Raw genomic sequence first — 19,799 nt, forward strand, 5'->3', positions numbered from 1 at the left:
TGTGCCTTACCTAAGTTATAGTCGTGCGAGCCGCTTCATCGTCGCAGCGGGCTGCATTCGCATCTTGAACCCCATCCCTACGAGAGGACCTGCGTGCACGCGATCCGGAGTCCACACCTGGTGTGGGATCACAGCGACGAAAAGAGCAGCTGCGGCGTCGGCTTCATCACGCGCAAAGACGGCAGGGCGACGCATGACGTCATCGATATGGCGCGCGAGGCGCTGTGTTCGGTACCCCACCGCGGTGGCATCTCGGCGCTCGGCATCGGCGACGGCGGCGGCGTGTCCATGGATCTGTCCCGACGCTTCTTTCGCTCCGTGACCGGCCGACCCGATCTCGAGCTCGGCCGATTCTGCGTCGGCAACTTCTTTCTCCCGGAGTCCCCCGCAGCGGCAGCGAGGGCCACGCGACTCATCGAGCGCACGATGCACGACCGCGGATTCACCGACCTGTGCGTGCGCGACGTTCCTGTCGACCCCTCGGTGTTGCGGCCGGCCTCCGCGGCAGCGCAGCTTCCGATCCGGCAATGGGTGTTCGCGGCACCCGACCCGTGCCCGGATCCAGCCGACCTCGACCATCTCGTTCAGCAGGCACTGCTGCACATCGAGTCCATCGCCTACACGTCCGATGAGTTCGCGGGGCTCTATCCGCTGTCGCTGTCCGCGCGCACGCAGGTCCTCAAGGGCAGGCTCTCGTCGAACGAGGTCGTCGACTACTTCACCGACCTCGCCGATCCGGACCACCGCGTCCACACGCTGTATTTCCACACGCGCTTCTCCACCAACACCGACCCGCATCCCACGATGGCTCAGCCGTTCCGGCTCCTCGCGCACAACGGCGAGCTCAACACCGACAAGAAGAATCGCATCGCGCAGGTCACCGCAGCGGCCGCATCCGGCAGGACCATCTCGCGACCGCCCGGTCAATCCGACTCGAGCAGGCTTGACCAGACAGTCGCCGCGCGTGTCGTGTCCGAGCGCGTCGACCTCGTCACCGCGATCGTGTCGATGATGCCGCCCGCCTGGGAGAACGACACGACACTCGCCCCCGAGGTTCGGGCGATGTTCGAGTACTTCTCTCTCTACGAGGAGAAGAACGACGGCCCGGCGGCCGTGGTGTTCGGTGACGGCACGGTCATCGGTGCACGCCTCGATCGCCTCGGACTACGCCCCCTGCGCACCGTCGAGACCGCCGACTATCTGTGCGCCTTCTCCGAGGCGGGACAGATCTCGCTACCGCCGGAGCGTGTGATCGCGCGTGGGCGCGTGTCCGCCGGCGGGATGATCTACTACGACCATCGCGAGCACCGGAGCTACACCACCGAGCAGGCGTACGCGAAGCTCGCCGCGGCGCGCGACTATCCCTCACTGCTGAATGCCGCACGGGTCGAACTGAGCGCGCTTGCGCCACAACAGTCTTCAGACACTTCCGAAAGTGACGATTCGCCCACCCTTCCTTGCGACGATCCGACGCTGACGGACCATCAACGCTTCCGCGCATATCACCTCGACCAGGAAAGCCTGAGATACTTTGTCGACCCGATGATCGACGACGGCGTCGAACGCGTCTCCGCCATGGGTTTCGGCAACGCGATCAATGCGCTCACCAATCGGGAGCCCAGCGTCGCCCGGTACTTCTCACAGCGATTCGCGCAGGTCACCAACCCACCGTTGGACAGTATCCGTGAAGCGGACGGGATGTCGCTGCGCGTTGCGCTCGGTGCACGGCCTCGAATCAGTGAGATCGACACGGCCACAACACATCCGCATCGCCAGATCGTCATCCCGACGCCGATACTCGACGCCGCCGCGCTCGACGTGTTGCTCGCGCAGGCCGAATCCCCCGTCCGCGTCTTCGATGCCACGTTCGCGCTGCCGGAGGTATCCGACGGCTCCGATACGGCAAGCGCCGATAACACCGCGGCACAAGACGACGCCACGGCACTCGTCAGCGCAGTGGAGCGAGTGTGCACCCAGGTTGTCGAGTTCGCCTCCGCCACCGGCGGAATCGCGGTCCTCAGCGACCGTGCGATCCGGGCCGATCGTGCCGCTTTGCCTATGATCTTCCTCGTCTCTGCTGTCAACCAACGACTGATAGCTTCTGGTGCACGGCTGAGCGTGTCCCTGGTGGCTGACTCGGGCCAGATCGAGTCGTCGCATCACCTCGCCGCGGTACTCGGCTTCGGAGCCGCTGCGGCACATCCTCATTCGGTCGCGCGGCGCGCAACGCGCTCCAGTGACCAACAGAAGGCGACAGCAGGATTCGCTCGCTGGGCCGCTGCGGCCACGAAGTCGCTCATGAAGACGATGGGCCGGGTGGGGTTGTGCACGGTCGAGAGCTACATCGGTGGCGAGTTCTTCGAGCCGAACTTCCTCGATACCTCCGACCCCGTACTCGCAGAATGGTTTCCGACGATGCGCTCGCCAGCGGGTGGAGCTGCACTTGCCGACGTCGTCGACGCCATTGCCGGTGCTCACCGAGCTGCGATGGCCGCGCCTGCCGCGTCGTCGGACAAAGATCTTCCACTACTCGGGCTGTTCAAGGAACGTGCCGACGGAGCCGGTCACTCCTTTGGCGTCGCTGCCGTCCGCGGCTACGGCGAGATGGTCTCGGAGAGATTGCAGTTCGCCACGGCGACAGTCAACTCCGTACGTGCCGACGAGGCGGGGGCAGCGGATCTTCTGAGACTGCTCACGCTCGGCGACCTCGACGGCGCATTCGGCGAGACCGCGCAACTGTACTCATCGAGCAGCTATGACCGGCTCACCGATGCCGAGATCGACGCATTCACCGTCACCGACGCCTACCGCGCATTCGTCGACGACATTGCGCGGACCCGGGCGGAACGTCCGAGTACCGTCCGCGACGTCCTCAACCTTCGTCGTGCCGACACGTCACGCAGGTTGACCGATGTGCAACCCGCCCACGAGATCACCGCAACGTTCGCGTCCGGGGCCATGAGCCACGGCGCTCTCGTCGCACAGGCACACGAAGCCATCGCCCACGGCACCAACATGGTCGGCGCGTTGTCGAACAGCGGTGAAGGCGGCGAGCACTATTCGAGGTACGGCACGCTACGCGCGTCGAGGATCAAGCAGTTCGCCTCGGGCAGATTCGGGATCTGGGCGGGATACCTCGCCGACCCCATGCTCACCGAACTCGAGATCAAGATCGGCCAGGGCGCCAAACCCGGTGAGGGAGGCCAACTTCCGGCGCCGAAGGTCACCGTCGAGATCGCCGCGGCCCGCGGTGGCACTCCGGGAGTCGAACTCGTCTCTCCCCCACCGCATCACGACACGTACTCGATCGAAGACCTCGCTCAGCTCATCCACGACTGCAAAGCGGCGCGGGTGCGCGTGATCGTGAAGCTGGTGTCGTCCGAGGGCATCGGAACCATCGCCGTCGGAGTCGCCAAGGCAGGCGCCGACGTGATCAACGTCGCCGGAAACACCGGCGGCACCGGCGCGGCGTCGGTCACCAGCCTGCGCTATGCCGGGCGTGCCGCCGAGATCGGTCTCGCCGAGGTACACCAGGCACTCTGTGCGCACGGTCTCCGCGAGAAGGTCGTCCTCCGTGCGTCGGGAGCTCATCAGACAGGTCGCGACGTGGTGGTTTCGGCGCTGCTGGGTGCCGACAGCTTCGAGTTCGGTACCGCCGCCCTGATGATGATGGGCTGCGTGATGGCCAAGAACTGCAACATCAAATGTCCGGCGGGCCTCACGACGAATCCCGAACTGTTCGACGGGGATCCGCGTGCCATGGCGCAGTACCTGCTCAATGTCGCGCACGATGTGCGCAGGATTCTCGCCGACCTCGCGCTTCCCGATCTGAGCGCGGCACGCGGTCGCACCGACCTACTCGTCGGGATCGAGCATCCCGCGATCGTCGGCCGCCTCGACACCGCACCGCTTCTCGCGCGCGTCGACAGGGAGGCCATCACCGATCCGGTCTACCTCGAGGCCGACTTCTCCGTCGACAACTCACTGCTGAACCAGGTGCGCGACGCGCTGTTCGATGAGGGGGCCGAGAGTGTCGTAACCGTCCCGGCGGTGCTCGGCAACCGGAACAAGAGTGTCGGTGCGCAACTGGCCGTCGACATCGAGCGCATGCTCAACTACACCGCACCCGACCACCCCGATTCCGAACACCCCGCTTCCGAGAATATCGACCTGCTACCGGCCGTCTATGTCGACGAGCGCGGGCGTCGTTATCTCGCACCCGATTCCGTCACGATCCCCACGTCTGGCTCCGCGGGCTTGTCCTACGGCGCATTCTGCAACGACGGTCTGCGCCTCGAGCACACCGGCACGTGCAACGACGGCGTCGGAAAGTCGATGTCGGGTGGAACGGTCGTGGTGCGCTCTCCCGGAGGGGGTTCGCCCGCGGAGGGCGGCAACGTCCTGATCGGGAACTTCGCGCTGTTCGGGGCCACGGGCGGGCGCCTCTTCGTCGAAGGAGAGGCCGGAGACCGCTTCGCCGTACGCAATTCGGGTGCCACCGCAGTGGTCGAAGGCATCGGCGAGTTCGGTTGTGAATACATGACCAACGGAGCGGTCCTCAATATCGGCGGGTTCGGTCGAGGACTCGGCAACGGGATGAGCGGCGGCTTCCTCTATCAGTACGATCCGGCCTGTGTACTCGCCGACCGGATCAGTTCGGACTCGGTGCTTGTCGGGGCGATCACGGGAGTCGACGACCCACTCGCACCGATCCACCACCACGCGGTCCACCTACTCCTCGAGATGCACGCCGAGGCAACCGGTTCCGCGCTCGCGAACCGGCTCCTCGAGAACTGGGAGACCGAGCGGCACTACATCAGCTACGCGATGCCGCGCGCGCTCGTCAGTCACCAGGACGCCCCGACGCTGCTGGCCACGCTCGGTCACCGCGCACTCGTCGACGAACTGTCCACGTCGATCGCCACCGACCAGGTCAGGGCTCTCAAACGGCATGTCAGAAACCGCTCGCCGATCCTCGACGGCCTCGTACCGGCGTACGGTCACACCGACGACGCCACGATGTACCGACTCCTCAACGCGTTCACGGTGTTCCATCTCGCCCGAGAGGTCGCCCAGACGCGCATGCGTCGCTCGAGATCGACGGTCGTGGGCGCGGATTCGCGGTCGGAACAGCTCATCGCGCGAGCCGCACGCAATCTCGTCCTGACAGAAGACTTCGACCTCGTCACACGCGTGGGTACGTTCGTCCGTGACATCCTCGCCGAGTACGACGAACAACAGATTGCCGCGCTCATCTCCGCCAAACGGATCGACGACTACAAGCGGGCGCTTGCGGCCCGCAACGTACGCTCCGTCGATGCACCCGCGACGTACGGCTGGATCATGCACCAGGACAACCACATCCGTGACGTATTGGGTTCACTCCCCGACTTCGACGCCCTGTTCGCCTCACGCACAGTGCCGACCGTCGTCGAGGCGCTCGCGGCAGCGACGCCGCTCAGATCCGTCGCTGCCGACGACATCACACCTCTCTCACACCCGAAGGCGGGATGACATGCAATTGCCCTACATTCCCACCGATGTTCCCTTCACGGGCGACCAGAAGGCATGGCTCGCAGGCTTCCTCGCAGGCCTGAACACGAGAATGACGATGCCGCAGCCTGCGTCCGCGCCCGGCCTCGGACACACGTCGGCCGAATCGAGTACGGCCGACGTGTCGCAACCCTTGCTCATCGCCTACGGCACCCAGACCGGAAACGCGGAGATGCTTGCCGAGAAGGCGAAGGCGAAGGCCGCGGAGATCGGCATCGACGCACGGGTCTGCGACCTCGCCGACCTCGATCTCGCCGCATTCGGCACGACGACGCGGCTGCTCGTCGTCACGTCGACCTACGGTGAGGGCGACATGCCGGACGACGCCGAGGACTTCTGGCAGGCACTCGCGGCACCGGAGGTCGGGCGACTCGACGGACTGACATTCGGCGTCCTCGCGCTTGGGGATTCGATCTATGACGGCTTCTGTCAGGCGGGTAAGAACGTCGACGCACGGCTCGCGGAACTGGGAGCGACACGAGTCGTCGAACGTGTCGACTGCGATGTCGACTATCAGCAGACGGCCGACGAGTGGCTCGCACGGGCTCTCCCTCTGTTTGCCGCGGCCACACCGCAGCAGACGGGCTCCGAGCTTGCGGACGAGGCGCCCGCTCCCGCGGCGACAGTCGAGCTCTCCGAGGCCGGCAAGGACTTCACCGAGAAGGCCAGTAAGCCTGCGCGCCAACGCAAGTCGACGTGGGGCCGCAAGAATCCGTACCCGGCGACGGTGATCGCCAACACCGTTCTCTCCGGCTCCGGTTCGGCCAAAGAGGTTCGGCACCTGGTGATCTCGTTGGGCGACAGCGGCATCACCTACGAGCCCGGCGACGGGCTGAGCGTCGTGCCGCGCAACGACCCCGCGCTCGTCGACCGCATCATCGACAGGCTCGGCGTCTCGCCGCAGACACCGGTCGTCGATCGCAAGGAGCAACGTCCGCTGCGCGAGGCACTGCTGCACCGCTATGAGATCGCGACTGCCTCAAAGTATCTGGTCGACTACATTGCGGCCCGCAGCGGCGATGCCGAACTCACACACCTCGCCTCCACCGGCGACCGCGAAGCGCTCGACGCGTGGCTGTGGGGCAAGGACGTGCTCGACCTCCTCAACGTCGACGAGTCGCTCACCATCACCCCCGACGAACTCCTCGCGGAGTTGCAGCCGCTCGCCCACCGCGTCTATTCGATCTCGTCGAGCCCCCGCGCACATGCAGGAACCGTCCACCTGACGATGGCGACGGTCCGCTACCGTTCCGGCGAGCGCGACCGCGGAGGGGTGTGCTCGACGCACCTCGCAGACAGGATCGCCGACGACGAGACGATCGGTGTGTTCGTGACACCCAACAAGTCGTTCCGGCTGCCACCCGACGACGCGAAGGTCGTGATGGTCGGACCGGGTACCGGCATCGCTCCGTTTCGTGCGTTCCTCCACGAGCGAGCCGAACGCGGTGCGACGGGAGACAACTGGCTGTTCTTCGGCGACCAACACGAAACATGCGATCACATCTACCGCGACGAGATCGATCAGTTCGTGTCCGACGGGCTGCTCACCCGTCTCGACCTCGCGTTCTCACGCGATCAGGAACACAAGGTCTATGTGCAGGACAGGATGCGCGCTCGCGGAGCCGAACTCTTCCGCTGGCTCGACGACGGCGCGTACCTGTATGTGTGCGGCGATGCGACTCGAATGGCGCGCGACGTCGACGATGCGTTGCACGAGATCATCGCCGAGCACGGTGGACACAGTGCCTCCGCAGCGCAGGATGCGGTGTCACAGCTCAAAAAGGACAAGCGGTACATGCGTGACGTCTACTGACCTCACCCCGATCAGCAGTTGAAAGGATGGCAACGATGCCAGCCAACCCGCCGGATCCCGAGCAACCGACAACGCGACGTTGCGCACGCGAGGGCGCGTGTCGCTGCAGCAGGGCAACGCACACGAGCGACCTCGACGCGCTGCTCGCAGATCCACAGTTCTCCGGACATCTGCTGCGCGGCAACGCCTCTGCTCTCGGAGGACATCTACCACTGCTCGATCAGATCGTCGGCGTGACCGTTGCCGGACCTGTCATCCTCAACGACGTCGGTGTCCACGAGACCCCGACGATCATGGGCGGGCCGATTCGCTGTCGCGCCGGCAGGGTGTCGCTGCGTCTGCACCCCGATCGTCTCGGCTCCGCACTCGTCAGCGAACCCGCAGCCCAGGCGCCGCCCATGCTCCGACTGTTCGACACCGACGGAAACACCGCTCACGCAACCTATCTGACGGAGGCGTCGGACAGATTGGCATTCGAGGCCATCGGATTGTCTGCCGACACGTTCTCGTCCGACGGCCCGCCCGACGCCGATATCGCGAACGAGGCGCCGGAGGTCATCGTCTGTTGCGACGACGCGCTCGACGATCAGGTCGCGCAGCTCGACAGCATCCTCGTCGACGGCGGAGTCTCACGTCTCGCCTCGATGCCGGCGCGAGAAGGCTTCGCACGCATCGACTCTCGTCAGGCCATCGCCGCGCTCGAGCATGCGGCGCTGCACGGTGTGGAACTGACCATGGCCGCGACAGCACCCGGTTGTGTCCAGCTACACCACGACCAGCTCGACGGCGCCCGCGAACACGAGGGACAGATGCTGCTGGCATCCGGGCGCGGACGGGCGATGATCAACTTCAATCTCGTCACCGAGTGCTGGGTGACCTGGTCGCAGGGCGTGTGGGGTCCGACCGGGTCCATCGAGATCTACGACCGCCACGCGCGATGCGGAATGGTGATCACGCAGACCGGCGCGGTACCCGCCGCGATGTTCGACGCGTGGGATCACCTGATGACCGAACTGGCCGCCTGAGATCAGGTCCGACGACGTGTTCGGCTGCCGATTGCGTTGCCGTGAGGTCATGTTCGACGACGCGAAGAGCTCCGCACGAACACCGTTGGTAGACAACCACACCCGTCGAGGTGAGGTGGCGTGACCGAGCGGTCCAGTGGTGTGCGTGGTCGAGATGCGTGAGTGACATGCCTCCACTGTGATGTAATGGCATTATGCATTTCAACCATTACGGACGGGATGCCGTCGGGCTGGCCGTCGACTTGGCCAACAGCCCTCCGAGGGAGGCAGACGAACTCGTCACCCGATGCCGTGCAGCAGGTTTCGTATTCGACGCCGACGACATCGGTCCCGACGACCTGCGCAAGACCCTCGAATACCTCGAACTCTGGCGGGATGTCGCGCGCGCGACCGACGAGCAGGCGCGCGCTGACCTGTTGAACGACCTGCTGTTACAGCACGCCGCGGCTCCCCGACTCACCAATCACGCGAAGACCGGGTGGCATCTACACTTTCGCGACGACAACGTCGCGGGCTGGCAGCAGATCTGTGTGTTGATCTCTGCGGCAACGGCACTGCACCTCACCGGACGCGGGATCGACCGCATGGGTGCCTGCGAACTCGCCGAATGCACCCATGTCTTCGCCGACACCTCACGCAACGGGCGGCAGCGCTACTGCTCACCGGCCTGCGCCAACCGCGCAGCCGTGCGACGCCACCGTGCCGCACAGGCCACCGCAAGCTAGCGTCGGTCGACCTGCGTCAGTCGTCCTGCTGCGTCAGTCGTCTTTCATGGCGCCGGGGGCGTTCGACTGCACCTGCAGCAAGAACTCGTAATTGTTCTTGGTCTTCTTGAGCTGGCTGATCAGCAGGTCGATGGCCTGCTGCGAATCGAGTCCGCTCAGCACGCGACGAAGCTTGTGCATGATGGCGAACTCCTCGGGCGACATCAGCAGTTCGTCCTTACGGGTACTCGACTGGTTGACGTCGACAGCCGGGAACACACGACGATCGGCGATCTTGCGGTCGAGCTTGAGCTCGGCGTTACTGGTGCCCTTGAACTCCTCGAAGATCACCGTGTCGCCGGTCGAACCGGTCTCGACCAGTGCGGATGCGATGATCGTCAGAGATCCGCCGTTCTCGATGTTGCGAGCAGCGCCGAGGAATCGCTTCGGCGGGTAAAGCGCCGTCGAGTCGACACCACCGGACAGGATGCGTCCCGATGCGGGCGACGCATTGTTGTACGCGCGGCCGAGGCGGGTGATGGAGTCGAGCAGCACCACGACGTCTTTGCCCTGCTCGACGAGGCGCTTGGCGCGCTCGATCGCGAGCTCCGAGACCGACGTGTGGTCTGACGGCGGACGATCGAAGGTCGAGGCGATAACCTCGCCCTTGACCGACCGCTGCATGTCGGTGACCTCTTCGGGTCGCTCGTCGACGAGGACCACCATGAGGTGACATTCGGGGTTGTTGATGGCGATCGCGTTGGCGATGTCCTGCAGGATCGTCGTCTTGCCTGCCTTCGGAGGCGACACGATGAGTGCGCGCTGCCCCTTACCGATCGGCATGATGAGGTCGATGACGCGGGTGTCGAGTTGCTCTTTGGCCGTCTCGAGACGTAGTCGCTGGTTCGGGTACAGCGGTGTCAGCTTGTTGAAATCCGGTCGCTTACGGGCGGATTCGACATCTGACCCGTTGACCGAGTCGAGGCGCACCAACGGATTGAACTTCTGTCGCTGGTTCTGCTGCTCGCCATCACGCGGCACCTTCACGGCACCGGTGATCGCGTCGCCACGACGCAAACCGTTCTTGCGAACGAGATTCATCGAGACGTACACGTCGTTGGGACCGGCGAGGTAACCCGAGGTCCGCACGAAGGCGTAGTTGTCGAGAACGTCGAGAATGCCTGCGACAGGCTGCAACACGTCGTCTTCGGAGATCTGCGGCTCGCCGCCACCCGATCCGTCACGGTCACGTCCACGGCGACGTTCACGGAAGCGACGACCGCGGCGTCCGCGACCACCTTCGCCATCGTCGTCGCGATTGTTGTTGTCGCGATTGTTGTTGGGGCCCTGGTTCTTGCCGCTGTTCTGGCCGCCCTCGCTGCTTTGGTTGCCGCCACCCTGCTGAGCCGAGTTCGAGCCGTTCGAGTTCGAACCGCCCTGCCCACCGTTGCGGTTGCGGGTGCGGTTGCGATTGTTGCCGCCGCCCTGGTTCGACGCGTGGTCGGACTCGCCGCGCCCGTTGCCACCACGGTCGTTGTCACCGCGGTCGCTGTCGCCGCGCCCGTTGCCACCACGGTCGTTGTCACCGCGGTGATTGTTCGACTGGTCGCTGTCGGTCCGAGTGCTCTGCGCGCCCGACTCCACCGACGCGCCGTTAGCCGAGTCGGTAGCAGCACCGTCGGCATAGCCACTGCTGGCAGGAGTACTGTCGGCAGCCTTCTCCGACTGCGGGCTCGCAGTGGTCTCGGAGGTGATCGTCATCTGCTCCGGCGCAGCCTCGGCAGATGTCGCGGTCTTCGTACGGCGGGTCGCGCTGCGGACCGCCTTGGGAGCCTCACCGGCAACAGCCTCAGCCTTGGGTGCGGTTGCCTTCTGGGTGTCGGCGGCAGGTGATCCTGCGCCCTGGCGCTCCTTGATGGCGGCGATCAGATCGCCCTTGCGCATTCCGGACGTGCCCTTGATGCCCAGCTCACCTGCGAGTGAACGGAGTTCGGTCAGCACCATGCCGGAGAGGCCTGCGCGCGGCTTGGTCTTGGGTGCGCCTTGGTCGTCGGCGACGCTTGGCGCGGTGATCAGGTCCGTATCAGTCACGGATGTCCTTTCGTTCCTCCGCAGTCAGATGCTGCATGAGGTCGTGATGTCGCCTACTGAGGTGTCCGACGCCGCTCGATCGGCTCGACGCGTCGTCAACCTTCAGAGGAAATGACCGCCGTCCGTGGTGGACGGGCGGACAAGATTGTGGTCCGGCTGCGGTATGTCACTCCTGAACTGCTGTGCTCTCGACAAGAATCTGCTCTCGACAAGAAGTGCCGACTCGCGGATTGCGCGATGCCCCAGATCGGTGACTGCTCATGTGCACACCCGGGAGCCGACCGGATGTTGATCAGAGATCGGTGAGAAGCACGGCGGAACGAGCCTGCGCGGCTAGACCAGTTTATGATAACCCCCCAGGCATGGTACCGGCAACACGCCGAATCCGCATGAGGAGATTCAGCCGATCTGGACGCCGCCGGCAATCTCGAGTTGCTGCACGCGAAAGCCCTGTTCGCCTGCCAGTTCGCGGGTCGTCGAATCGACCGATCGCGTGTCGAGGACCAGCACACTCGGGCCTGCCCCGGAGACTGTTGCCGCGTATCCCCGCGCCCGGAGGGCGGCGACGAGCCGCGCGGTCTCGGGCATGGCGGCCGCGCGATAGGGCTGATGCAACCGGTCGTCGGTTGCTGCAAACAGACAACTCGGATCGGACGTCAGGGCTACGACGGCGAGCGCTGCACGACTGACATTGAAGATCGCGTCGGTACGCGGGACGTCGTCAGGCAGCAGCCCACGGGTGAACGACGTCGACGACTCGGTCGACGGAACGAAGGCTGTCGCTCGGATCGCGGGGTGGACATCGAGCCGCCGCGCGCCATAGCGGGCATGCTCACCGGGTTCGATCCAGGTCACAACCGCGGACCCCAGCACGCTTGCCGCGGCGTTGTCGGGGTGACCCTCGAAGGCACTGGCCAGTTGCACCAGGTCGGCGTCGGAGATGGGGTCGCCGAGGCCTGCGGCGACGACAAGTCCCGACGCTGCGGCGAGTCCTGAGACCGCGGCCGAGGCCGACGATCCGAGGCCACGCGAATGCGGGATGGCGTTGACCGTCTTCAGATGCAGCCCCGCGGCCGACACCCCCGCGTGCGCGAGTCCCGCGAGGAGCGCGCGGACCACGAGATGGTTGGCATCACGCGGCACGTCGTCGGCTGCCTCACCCACGACGTCGACGTCGATGCCCGCTGGTGTCGTCGACGCGACGACCTCGTCGTAGAGGCCGAGCGCGATGCCGAGCGAGTCGAACCCCGGACCGAGGTTCGCACTCGACGCAGGCACGCGCACCTTGGTCGAAAGACCTTCCGGCAGTTGCCTATACACCGTATCCGGGCTGACCATTCGTCGGGCCGTCCCAGCTTCAGGCGACGCCGAGTGCATCGGCAACTGCCACGGGATCGACGGGAATCGCCTCGACTTCCGGCATGCCGAGGAGCGCGGTGTCGGGGTCCTTCAGGCCGTTTCCGGTCACGGTGCACACAACCGTCTGGCCCGGAGTGATCCAGCCGTCGGCGTGGGCCGCGAGCAGGCCCGCCACGCTGGCAGCGGACGCGGGCTCGACGAAGACGCCCTCTTTGCCCGCCACGAGTCGGTACGCCTCGAGCAGCTTCTCGTCGGTGGCTGCGCGGAACTGGCCGCCCGACTCCTCCTTGGCCGCGACGGCCTGGTTCCAGCTTGCGGGCGACCCGATGCGGATCGCGGTGGCGATGGTCTCGGGATCTTTCACCGGCGCGCCGTTGACCAGCGGAGCAGCACCGGCGGCCTGCACACCGAGCATGCGCGGAAGATCGCTGATGCCGTCGGCGTGGTACTCGCGATAGCCCTTCCAGTACGCGGTGATGTTGCCCGCGTTGCCCACCGGGAGCACGTGCACGTCGGGTGCGCGACCCAAGACGTCGACGATCTCGAATGCCGCGGTCTTCTGCCCCTCGATACGCGCCGGATTGACCGAGTTGACCAGCTCGATCTCGGTGAACTCCGCGGTGGCCTTGCGAGCGAGTTCGAGACAGTCGTCGAAGTTGCCCTGCACCTGGATGATCTTGGCGCCGCTCATGACCGCCTGGGCGAGCTTGCCCATCGCGATCTTTCCTTCGGGAATCAAGACGGCGCAGGTGATACCGGCGCGGGTGGCGTAGGCAGCCGCCGACGCCGACGTATTGCCCGTCGACGCGCACAGAACCGCGGTCTTGCCGTTGTTGACCGCGTTGCTCACGGCCATGGTCATGCCGCGGTCCTTGAACGAGCCCGTCGGGTTGAGGCCCTCGACCTTGAGGTACACCTCGCAGCCGGTCAGCTCCGACAGGTATGGCGCCGGTACCAGCGGGGTCGCACCCTCGAGGAGGGTCACGACCTTCCAGTCGTCGCCGACGGGCAGTCGTGAACGATAGGCCTCGATCAGCCCCGGCCAGCCTGCGTGCACAGGCGCGTGCGCGGGTGCGTTGGTCGCGTCAGTCATCGGTTCCTTCCAATCGCAGAACGCTGGAAACCGTGGTCACGGAGTCCATGTCCTCAAGTGCTGCAACGCATTCCGACTGAGCTCGATCGGGTGCGCGGTGTGTGACGACGATCAGCCGGGCGTCGTCGCCCGCGCCTTCCTGACGGACTGCGGCGATACTCACCGATCGCTTCGAGAATTCGTTGGCGACCTGCGAGAGTACACCGGGCTTGTCGGCGACTCGCATGGAGACGTAGTAGCGGGTGGGCACTTCGTCGATCGACGCAATCGGCAACGACGCGTAGGTCGATTCGAGTGGTCCGCGACCACCGTGCACCTTGTTTCGCGCGGCCATCACCATGTCGCCGAGCACCGCCGATGCCGTCGGCGAACCGCCGGCACCCTGCCCGTAGAACATGAGCCTTCCCGCGTTTTCTGCCTCGACCACGACCGCGTTGAACGCCCCGTTGACCGTTGCGAGTGGGTGCGACAACGGGATCAGCGCCGGGTAGACACGCGCCGACACACGCTGCGCGCCATCGTCACCCCGCACACGCTCACAGATCGAGAGAAGTTTGACCGTGCAGTCGAACTTCTTCGCCGCAACCAGGTCGTCGGGCGTCACGTTGGTGATGCCCTCGCGGTAGACATCGGCCGCGGTCACACGAGTGTGGAACGCGATCGACGCGAGGATCGCGGCCTTGGCTGCCGCGTCGTAACCCTCGACATCGGCCGTCGGATCGGCCTCGGCGTAACCCAGACGTCCTGCCTCTGCGAGGGTTTCGGCGTAGTCGGCACCGGTCTCGGCCATTTCCGAGAGGATGAAGTTGGTGGTGCCGTTGACGATTCCGGCGACTCGCTCGACGGTGTCGCCCGCGAGGGACTGCATCAGCGGACGCACCACTGGAATCGCTCCGGCGACGGCCGCCTCGAAGTACAGATCCACTTTCGCGTCGGCGGCTGCGGTGGCGAGTTCGCCGGTGTACTCGGCGAGCAGCGCCTTGTTGGCCGTCACCACCGACTTGCCCGATTGCAGTGCGGTGCGGATCAATTCGCGTGCGGGGTCGATTCCGCCCATGAGTTCGACGACGATGTCGACATCGTCGCGTGCCACGAGTGCCGCGGGGTCGTCGGTGATCAGTTCCTGGGCGATCTTGCGCGGCCGAGTCAGATCACGCACCGCGACGCCGCGCAATTCGACGGGCGCACCAACCCGAGCGCGAAGGTCGGCGGCGTTGTCCTCGATGATCCGCACGACCTCGGAACCCACGTTGCCCATACCGAGGACCGCGACGCCGATCGTCTTGTCCTGCGCTGTCATGTCTCGTCCCGCCGATTGGTCTTGCCCTACCGAGTTGTCTTGTCCTGCTGATTCTTCTTGTCCTGCACCGTTGCCCATTCAGCTCACCTCCAGCCGCAGATAGTCGTCGAGTGTCTCGCGGCGAAGAATCACCCTCGCCGTACCGTCGGCCACCGCGACCACGGCCGGTCGCATCGCCATGTTGTATCGGCTCGACATCGAATAGCAGTACGCACCGGTCGCCGCGACTGCGATCAGATCGCCGGGTTCGAGGTCGCCGGGTAGCCAGCAGTCCTTGATGACGATGTCGCCACTCTCACAATGCTTTCCGACGACGCGGCTGACCACCGCGTCGGCGTCGGACACCCGTGAGACCAGCCGCACGTCGTACTCGGCCTGATACAGCACCGTTCGGATGTTGTCGCTCATGCCGCCGTCGACGGACACGTAGCGTCGCACCGACCCGCCGCCGAGTTCGACGTCTTTGATGGTTCCGACCCGGTAGAGCGTGATGGTGCCCGGCCCCGCGATCGCGCGACCGGGTTCGACGGCGATGGTCGGCATCGGCAGGCCAACCGCTTCCGATTCGCGGCGGACGATGGCGGCGAGTGTCTCGGCGACGTCGGCGATGGGCAGCGGACGTTCGTCGGGAAGGTACGAAATACCCAGTCCCCCACCGAGATCCACGATCGACATCTGCGAGGTCTTGTCGACGCCGAACTCGTCGACGACGTCGTGGAGCAATCCGAGCACCCGATGTGCCGCGAGCTCGAAACCGTCCATGTCGAAGATCTGGGAGCCGATGTGGCTGTGCAGCCCCACCAGTCGCAGGTTGTCGGTGGCGAAGACGCGTCGAACCGCTTCCATGGCGACGCCGCCCGACAGCGCGAATCCGAACTTCTGGTCCTCGTGCGCCGTGGCGATGAACTCGTGCGTGTGAGCCTCCACGCCGACGGTCACGCGAATCAGTACGTCGGCGACAACGCCACGCTCGCCCGCCAAGCGGTCGAGGCGCTCGATCTCCATCATCGAGTCCAACACGATGTGACCGACACCGGCCTCGAGTGCCGCGTCGAGTTCGTCGAGGCTCTTGTTGTTGCCGTGCAACGCGATTCGCTCGGCCGGGAAGCCCGCGTGAAGGGCGATCGCGAGCTCACCACCCGAACAGACGTCGAGTGACAGACCTTCCTGGTCGACCCAGCGCGCAACCTCGCTGCACAGGAACGCCTTCGACGCGTAGTGCACACGTCCGTAGGGCCCGAATGCGGTCATCATGTCGCGGCAGCGGGAGCGGAAATCATCCTCGTCGAGCACGAACAGCGGGGTGCCGAATGTCTCGGCCAGCTCGCCTACACCGACGCCCGCGATGGTCAGCTCACCGGACTCGGCACGAACAGCATTGCGGGGGAACACGTTTGCGGGGATCTGCGCCACCGCGGCAGGGTCGTTCGGCTGCTGGGCCAACTGCGGTGCCGCTTGGGTCTCGGCGTGGCGGGGTCCCGCCGGATGCGCGTTCACATCCGCTCCGGAGCGCTGACGCCGATGAGATCGAGCCCGTTGCGCAGCACCTGACGGGTTGCCGCGCTCAGCGCGAGCCTCGCGCCGTGGATGTCACCGGGTTCCTCATCGCCCTGTGGCAGCACTCGATTGTGGGCGTAGAACCGATGGTAGGCACCCGCGAGCGACTCCAGGTAGCGCGAAATGCGGTGCGGCTCACGCAGTTGCGCCGCCGTGGCCACCACCTCGTCGAAGTCGCCGATCGTGCGGATCAGATCGCCCTCGGTGTCGGAGTCGAGCAGATCGAGGTGCTCGAGTCGGGGCTTGAGGCCCAGTTCGTCGGCATTGCGAGCGATCGCCGACAACCGCGCGTGTGCGTACTGCACGTAGTACACCGGGTTGTCGTTGGACTGCTTGGCCAGCAGGTCGAGGTCGATGTCGATGTTGACGTCGATCGACGAGCGGATGAGAGCGTAGCGCGCGGCGTCGACTCCGACCGCGTCGACGAGATCGTCGAGCGTGATCACGGTGCCGGCACGCTTGCTCATCCGCACGGGCTTGCCGTCGCGGACGAGGTTGACCATCTGGCCGATGAGTACCTCGACGGTGTCGGGATCGTCCCCGAGTGACGCGGCCGCAGCCTTGAGTCGCTTGATGTAGCCGTGGTGGTCGGCGCCGAGCATGTACATGCACAGGTTGAAACCGCGGTTGCGCTTGTCGCGGTAGTAGGCGATGTCGCCCGCGATGTAGGCGGCCTCGCCGTCGCTCTTGATGACGACGCGATCTTTGTCGTCGCCGAAGTTCGTCGTGCGCAGCCACCACGCGCCGTCGGATTCGTAGAGGTTTCCGTTTGCGCGCAGTTCGGCGATGCACTCCTCCACGAGGCCCGAGGTGAACATCGAGTTCTCGTGGGTGAACACGTCGAAGTCGGTTCCGAACTCGTGCAGGCTCGACTTGATGTGGTCGAACATCAGCTCGACGCCCACCGAGCGGAAGGTCTCGCGACGCTGCTCCTGCGGCTGCTCGAGTACGCCCGGTACCGCCTCGACGACCTGATTCGCGATCTCGACGATGTACTCGCCCGCGTAACCGTCCTCGGGCGTCGGCTCACCGAGTGCCGACGCTTCGAGTGACCGTGCGAACTTGTCGATCTGCGAGCCGTGGTCGTTGAAGTAGTACTCGCGGGTGACCTTCGCCCCGCGTGCGGCGAGCACTCGTCCGAGCGCGTCGCCCACGGCGGCCCAGCGGGTGCCACCGAGGTGGATGGGGCCGGTCGGGTTGGCGGAGACGAACTCGAGGTTGATGGTCTTGTCGGAGAACTCGTCGCCCCTGCCGTAGTCGACGGTGTCGGTGAGGACGGTCTCGATCACGCTGTTCTGTGCTGCCGCTGCGAGCCAGATGTTGACGAATCCCGGGCCCGCGACCTCGGCTTTGTCGATTCCGTCAGCCGCGGAGAAGGCGTCGGCGAGCCAGCCGGCGAGCTCACGCGGGTTGACGCCGAGCTTCTTGCCGAGCTGGAGTGCGACGTTGGTCGAGTAGTCGCCGTGATCAGCGAGGCGCGGGCGCTCGACGACCACGGAGTCGGGCACCAGAGAAGCGTCGAGTCCGTGGTCGGACACGACGGTCCGGGTCACGGCACTCAGCAATGCAGCGAGGTCGGCGGGAGTCACAGGTCACCATCCTATTGGCCTGCATTCTTGAGGCGACAACGCCCCTGGTAGCTGACGTCGGTGTACGGGTAGCCGAAAGCCCCTAGGAGGCGTGCTCGTGAGGCAGCACGGTCGGAGTGAAGGGCTCGATCGTGGGTTCAACCCCCGAACGAACGGTCACGATCGACCACTCCGGAATCTCCACCCACTTGGTATCGCGATACTCGAGTTCCAACGGTTCGGACACCACGATGCGCCCGTCAGCGGGGAGTTCGATGTCTCCCCCGCGGTCGCCGGCGGTCAATCGCATCGTGCCCACCGAGTGATAGAGCGAGTTCGACGCCCGATTGCTCGAATAGCGCACGGCGTAGATCTCCTCGCCGTTGGCGGCGCAGATCGTGGCACTGAACGGGGCGTCGACGCCGTTGTCGGTGCGCGCCTGCTCCACACGCCCGACCAGGCGCGCCAACGCACCCTTGGGATCGGTGTCGAGTCCGTAGGTCAACGCGAGGTAGAAGCAGAGTTCGGTGTCGGCGTTGCCCTCGATGAACGGATACAGCTCGGGCGCCACGTCGAGGGTCAGGTCGCGCTTGAGCCGGAAGAAGTCGCCGATCTCGCCGTTGTACTGAAACAGCCACCGCCCGTACTGGAATGGGTGACAGTTCGCTCGATCGATCGTGCCTCCCAGCGCAGCCCGGACGTGGGCGAGGAACATCGGCGAGGAGACCTGTTCGGCCAGCCGATGCAGATTTGCGTCACTCCATGCGGGCCGTACGTCGCGGTATTGACCCGGGAAGCTGCGATCACCCCACCATCCGACACCGAATCCGTCGCCGTTGGTCGGCCAGGCGTGGTTGCGGAACATCGACGTCATCGGCGCTCCGGGAAGGTACAGCTGCCGCGCCTCGAAGCTCTGATCGACCAGCGAATGAGATGGCCTGGTGAGAAGGTCTTCGATACGAATCGGAGAACCAGCGTAGGCAAGCCAGCGGCACATGGTTTCGACGCTAACAGGGTGCGCCGTTGCGCGCGGGAATCACGGCGACGAGCTCGTAGAGTTCATGGCATGATCTCGGCGATTCGACTCTTCAACGACGACGACGGCCGCTCCCACGTCGAGTACGGCACGATCTCTCTCGACGCCGGCACATTGCGGTCGTCCGAGACAGCAACGACCACGGCGGCTTTTCAGGAGACAGCGGAGGGCGGGTCGCTCGCCTGGCACACCGCGCCGCGGCGGCAGTACGTGATCACCCTTGCCGGAGTCCTCGACTTCATCACCCGCGACGGCGAGCGCTTTCGGCTCGAACCCGGCGTCGTACTTGTTGCCGAGGACACCGACGGCAGCGGTCACCAGTGGGAGCTGATCGGCGACGATCCGTGGCGGCGCCTGTACGTCGGCCTCGCCGACGACGCCGCGTCGGGCTTCGTGGCGAAGGCTGAGGGCTAGGCCTGTCCGGGGAGCGATGCCCACGATGGGAGGCCGCGAGAATATAACTGTGCCCCCGGCAGGATTCGAACCTGCGGCCTTCTGCTCCGGAGGCAGACGCTCTATCCCCTGAGCTACGGGGGCTCAACGGGCGCAGCAAGCCTAACCCACGGCGACAACAGATCCCAACCCGGTCGGTACGCGTGTCAGAACCGTGGCGGACCGTCGGCGCTGGGATGGCCGGCTGGCGTGCGGGGCGGAGCGCTCTAGATGTGTGTCATATCGAAGGATGTGGGTGCTGCAGCGC

Annotated in this window: 12 protein-coding genes and 1 tRNA gene; 5 read left to right on the plus strand and 8 right to left on the minus strand. The window is 65.5% G+C overall.

What is annotated here, in order from left to right:
• The first annotated feature begins 93 nt into the window (after positions 1–93).
• From ACRVY7_RS22415 to ACRVY7_RS22430, 4 genes are all read left to right on the plus strand, one after another.
• Positions 94–5,514 (plus strand): glutamate synthase-related protein, encoded by a 5,421-nt coding sequence (locus ACRVY7_RS22415; protein ID WP_431818690.1) that lies wholly within the window; start codon positions 94–96, stop codon positions 5,512–5,514.
• Position 5,515: 1 nt separating this feature from the next.
• Positions 5,516–7,366 (plus strand): sulfite reductase subunit alpha, encoded by a 1,851-nt coding sequence (locus tag ACRVY7_RS22420; RefSeq protein WP_431818691.1) that lies wholly within the window; start codon positions 5,516–5,518, stop codon positions 7,364–7,366.
• A gap of 35 nt (positions 7,367–7,401) precedes the next feature.
• The gene (locus ACRVY7_RS22425; protein ID WP_431818692.1) at positions 7,402–8,391 is read left to right on the plus strand and encodes a ChuX/HutX family heme-like substrate-binding protein; all 990 of its coding nucleotides are present in this window, start codon (positions 7,402–7,404) and stop codon (positions 8,389–8,391) included.
• A 194-nt stretch (positions 8,392–8,585) separates the two neighbouring features.
• Positions 8,586–9,116, plus strand: coding sequence for a CGNR zinc finger domain-containing protein (locus ACRVY7_RS22430; protein ID WP_431818693.1), 531 nt, complete (start codon positions 8,586–8,588; stop codon positions 9,114–9,116).
• 33 nt (positions 9,117–9,149) lie between these two features.
• Here the strand turns inward: ACRVY7_RS22430 and rho are convergent, their stop codons facing one another.
• From rho to ACRVY7_RS22465, 7 genes are all read right to left on the minus strand, one after another.
• On the minus strand, positions 9,150–11,186 hold the full coding sequence (rho, locus tag ACRVY7_RS22435) for a transcription termination factor Rho (RefSeq protein WP_431818694.1): 2,037 nt from the start codon (positions 11,184–11,186) through the stop codon (positions 9,150–9,152).
• 399 nt (positions 11,187–11,585) lie between these two features.
• Positions 11,586–12,524, minus strand: coding sequence for a homoserine kinase (thrB, locus tag ACRVY7_RS22440; protein ID WP_174273049.1), 939 nt, complete (start codon positions 12,522–12,524; stop codon positions 11,586–11,588).
• A gap of 19 nt (positions 12,525–12,543) precedes the next feature.
• Complete coding sequence (gene thrC / locus ACRVY7_RS22445) at positions 12,544–13,638, minus strand: threonine synthase (protein WP_005205757.1); 1,095 nt, start codon at positions 13,636–13,638, stop codon at positions 12,544–12,546.
• The gene (locus tag ACRVY7_RS22450; RefSeq protein ID WP_431818695.1) at positions 13,631–14,938 is read right to left on the minus strand and encodes a homoserine dehydrogenase; all 1,308 of its coding nucleotides are present in this window, start codon (positions 14,936–14,938) and stop codon (positions 13,631–13,633) included. Before ACRVY7_RS22450 ends, thrC begins: the two co-directional genes overlap by 8 nt.
• Positions 14,939–15,016: 78 nt before the next feature.
• Complete coding sequence (gene lysA, locus ACRVY7_RS22455; protein WP_431818696.1) at positions 15,017–16,435, minus strand: diaminopimelate decarboxylase; 1,419 nt, start codon at positions 16,433–16,435, stop codon at positions 15,017–15,019.
• Positions 16,432–18,084 (minus strand): arginine--tRNA ligase, encoded by a 1,653-nt coding sequence (gene argS / locus ACRVY7_RS22460; protein ID WP_431818697.1) that lies wholly within the window; start codon positions 18,082–18,084, stop codon positions 16,432–16,434. Before argS ends, lysA begins: the two co-directional genes overlap by 4 nt.
• A gap of 82 nt (positions 18,085–18,166) precedes the next feature.
• A complete protein-coding gene (locus ACRVY7_RS22465) occupies positions 18,167–19,060 on the minus strand; it encodes a class II glutamine amidotransferase (RefSeq protein WP_331436525.1) in 894 nt (297 codons plus the stop codon).
• A gap of 69 nt (positions 19,061–19,129) precedes the next feature.
• On the opposite strand from ACRVY7_RS22465, the gene ACRVY7_RS22470 reads away from it, so the two are divergent.
• Complete coding sequence (locus ACRVY7_RS22470; RefSeq protein WP_331436524.1) at positions 19,130–19,513, plus strand: cupin domain-containing protein; 384 nt, start codon at positions 19,130–19,132, stop codon at positions 19,511–19,513.
• Positions 19,514–19,563: 50 nt separating this feature from the next.
• Here ACRVY7_RS22470 and ACRVY7_RS22475 read toward each other — a convergent pair.
• A tRNA-Arg gene (locus ACRVY7_RS22475) sits at positions 19,564–19,636 on the minus strand.
• Between the last annotated feature and the right edge of the window lie 163 nt (positions 19,637–19,799).

The sequence above is a fragment of the Gordonia jacobaea genome, from assembly GCF_965344965.1.
Lineage (GTDB): Bacteria > Actinomycetota > Actinomycetes > Mycobacteriales > Mycobacteriaceae > Gordonia > Gordonia jacobaea.

Bases quoted from the DNA above. Each gene is read 5' to 3' on its own strand.
- thrC (WP_005205757.1), bottom strand. From the start codon at position 13,638: ATGACTGACGCGACCAACGCACCCGCGCACGCGCCTGTGCACGCAGGC.
- ACRVY7_RS22465 (WP_331436525.1), bottom strand. From the start codon at position 19,060: ATGTGCCGCTGGCTTGCCTACGCTGGTTCTCCGATTCGTATCGAAGAC.
- ACRVY7_RS22430 (WP_431818693.1), top strand. From the start codon at position 8,586: ATGCATTTCAACCATTACGGACGGGATGCCGTCGGGCTGGCCGTCGAC.
- ACRVY7_RS22420 (WP_431818691.1), top strand. From the start codon at position 5,516: ATGCAATTGCCCTACATTCCCACCGATGTTCCCTTCACGGGCGACCAG.
- ACRVY7_RS22470 (WP_331436524.1), top strand. From the start codon at position 19,130: ATGATCTCGGCGATTCGACTCTTCAACGACGACGACGGCCGCTCCCAC.
- thrB (WP_174273049.1), bottom strand. From the start codon at position 12,524: ATGGTCAGCCCGGATACGGTGTATAGGCAACTGCCGGAAGGTCTTTCG.
- ACRVY7_RS22425 (WP_431818692.1), top strand. From the start codon at position 7,402: ATGCCAGCCAACCCGCCGGATCCCGAGCAACCGACAACGCGACGTTGC.
- ACRVY7_RS22450 (WP_431818695.1), bottom strand. From the start codon at position 14,938: ATGACAGCGCAGGACAAGACGATCGGCGTCGCGGTCCTCGGTATGGGC.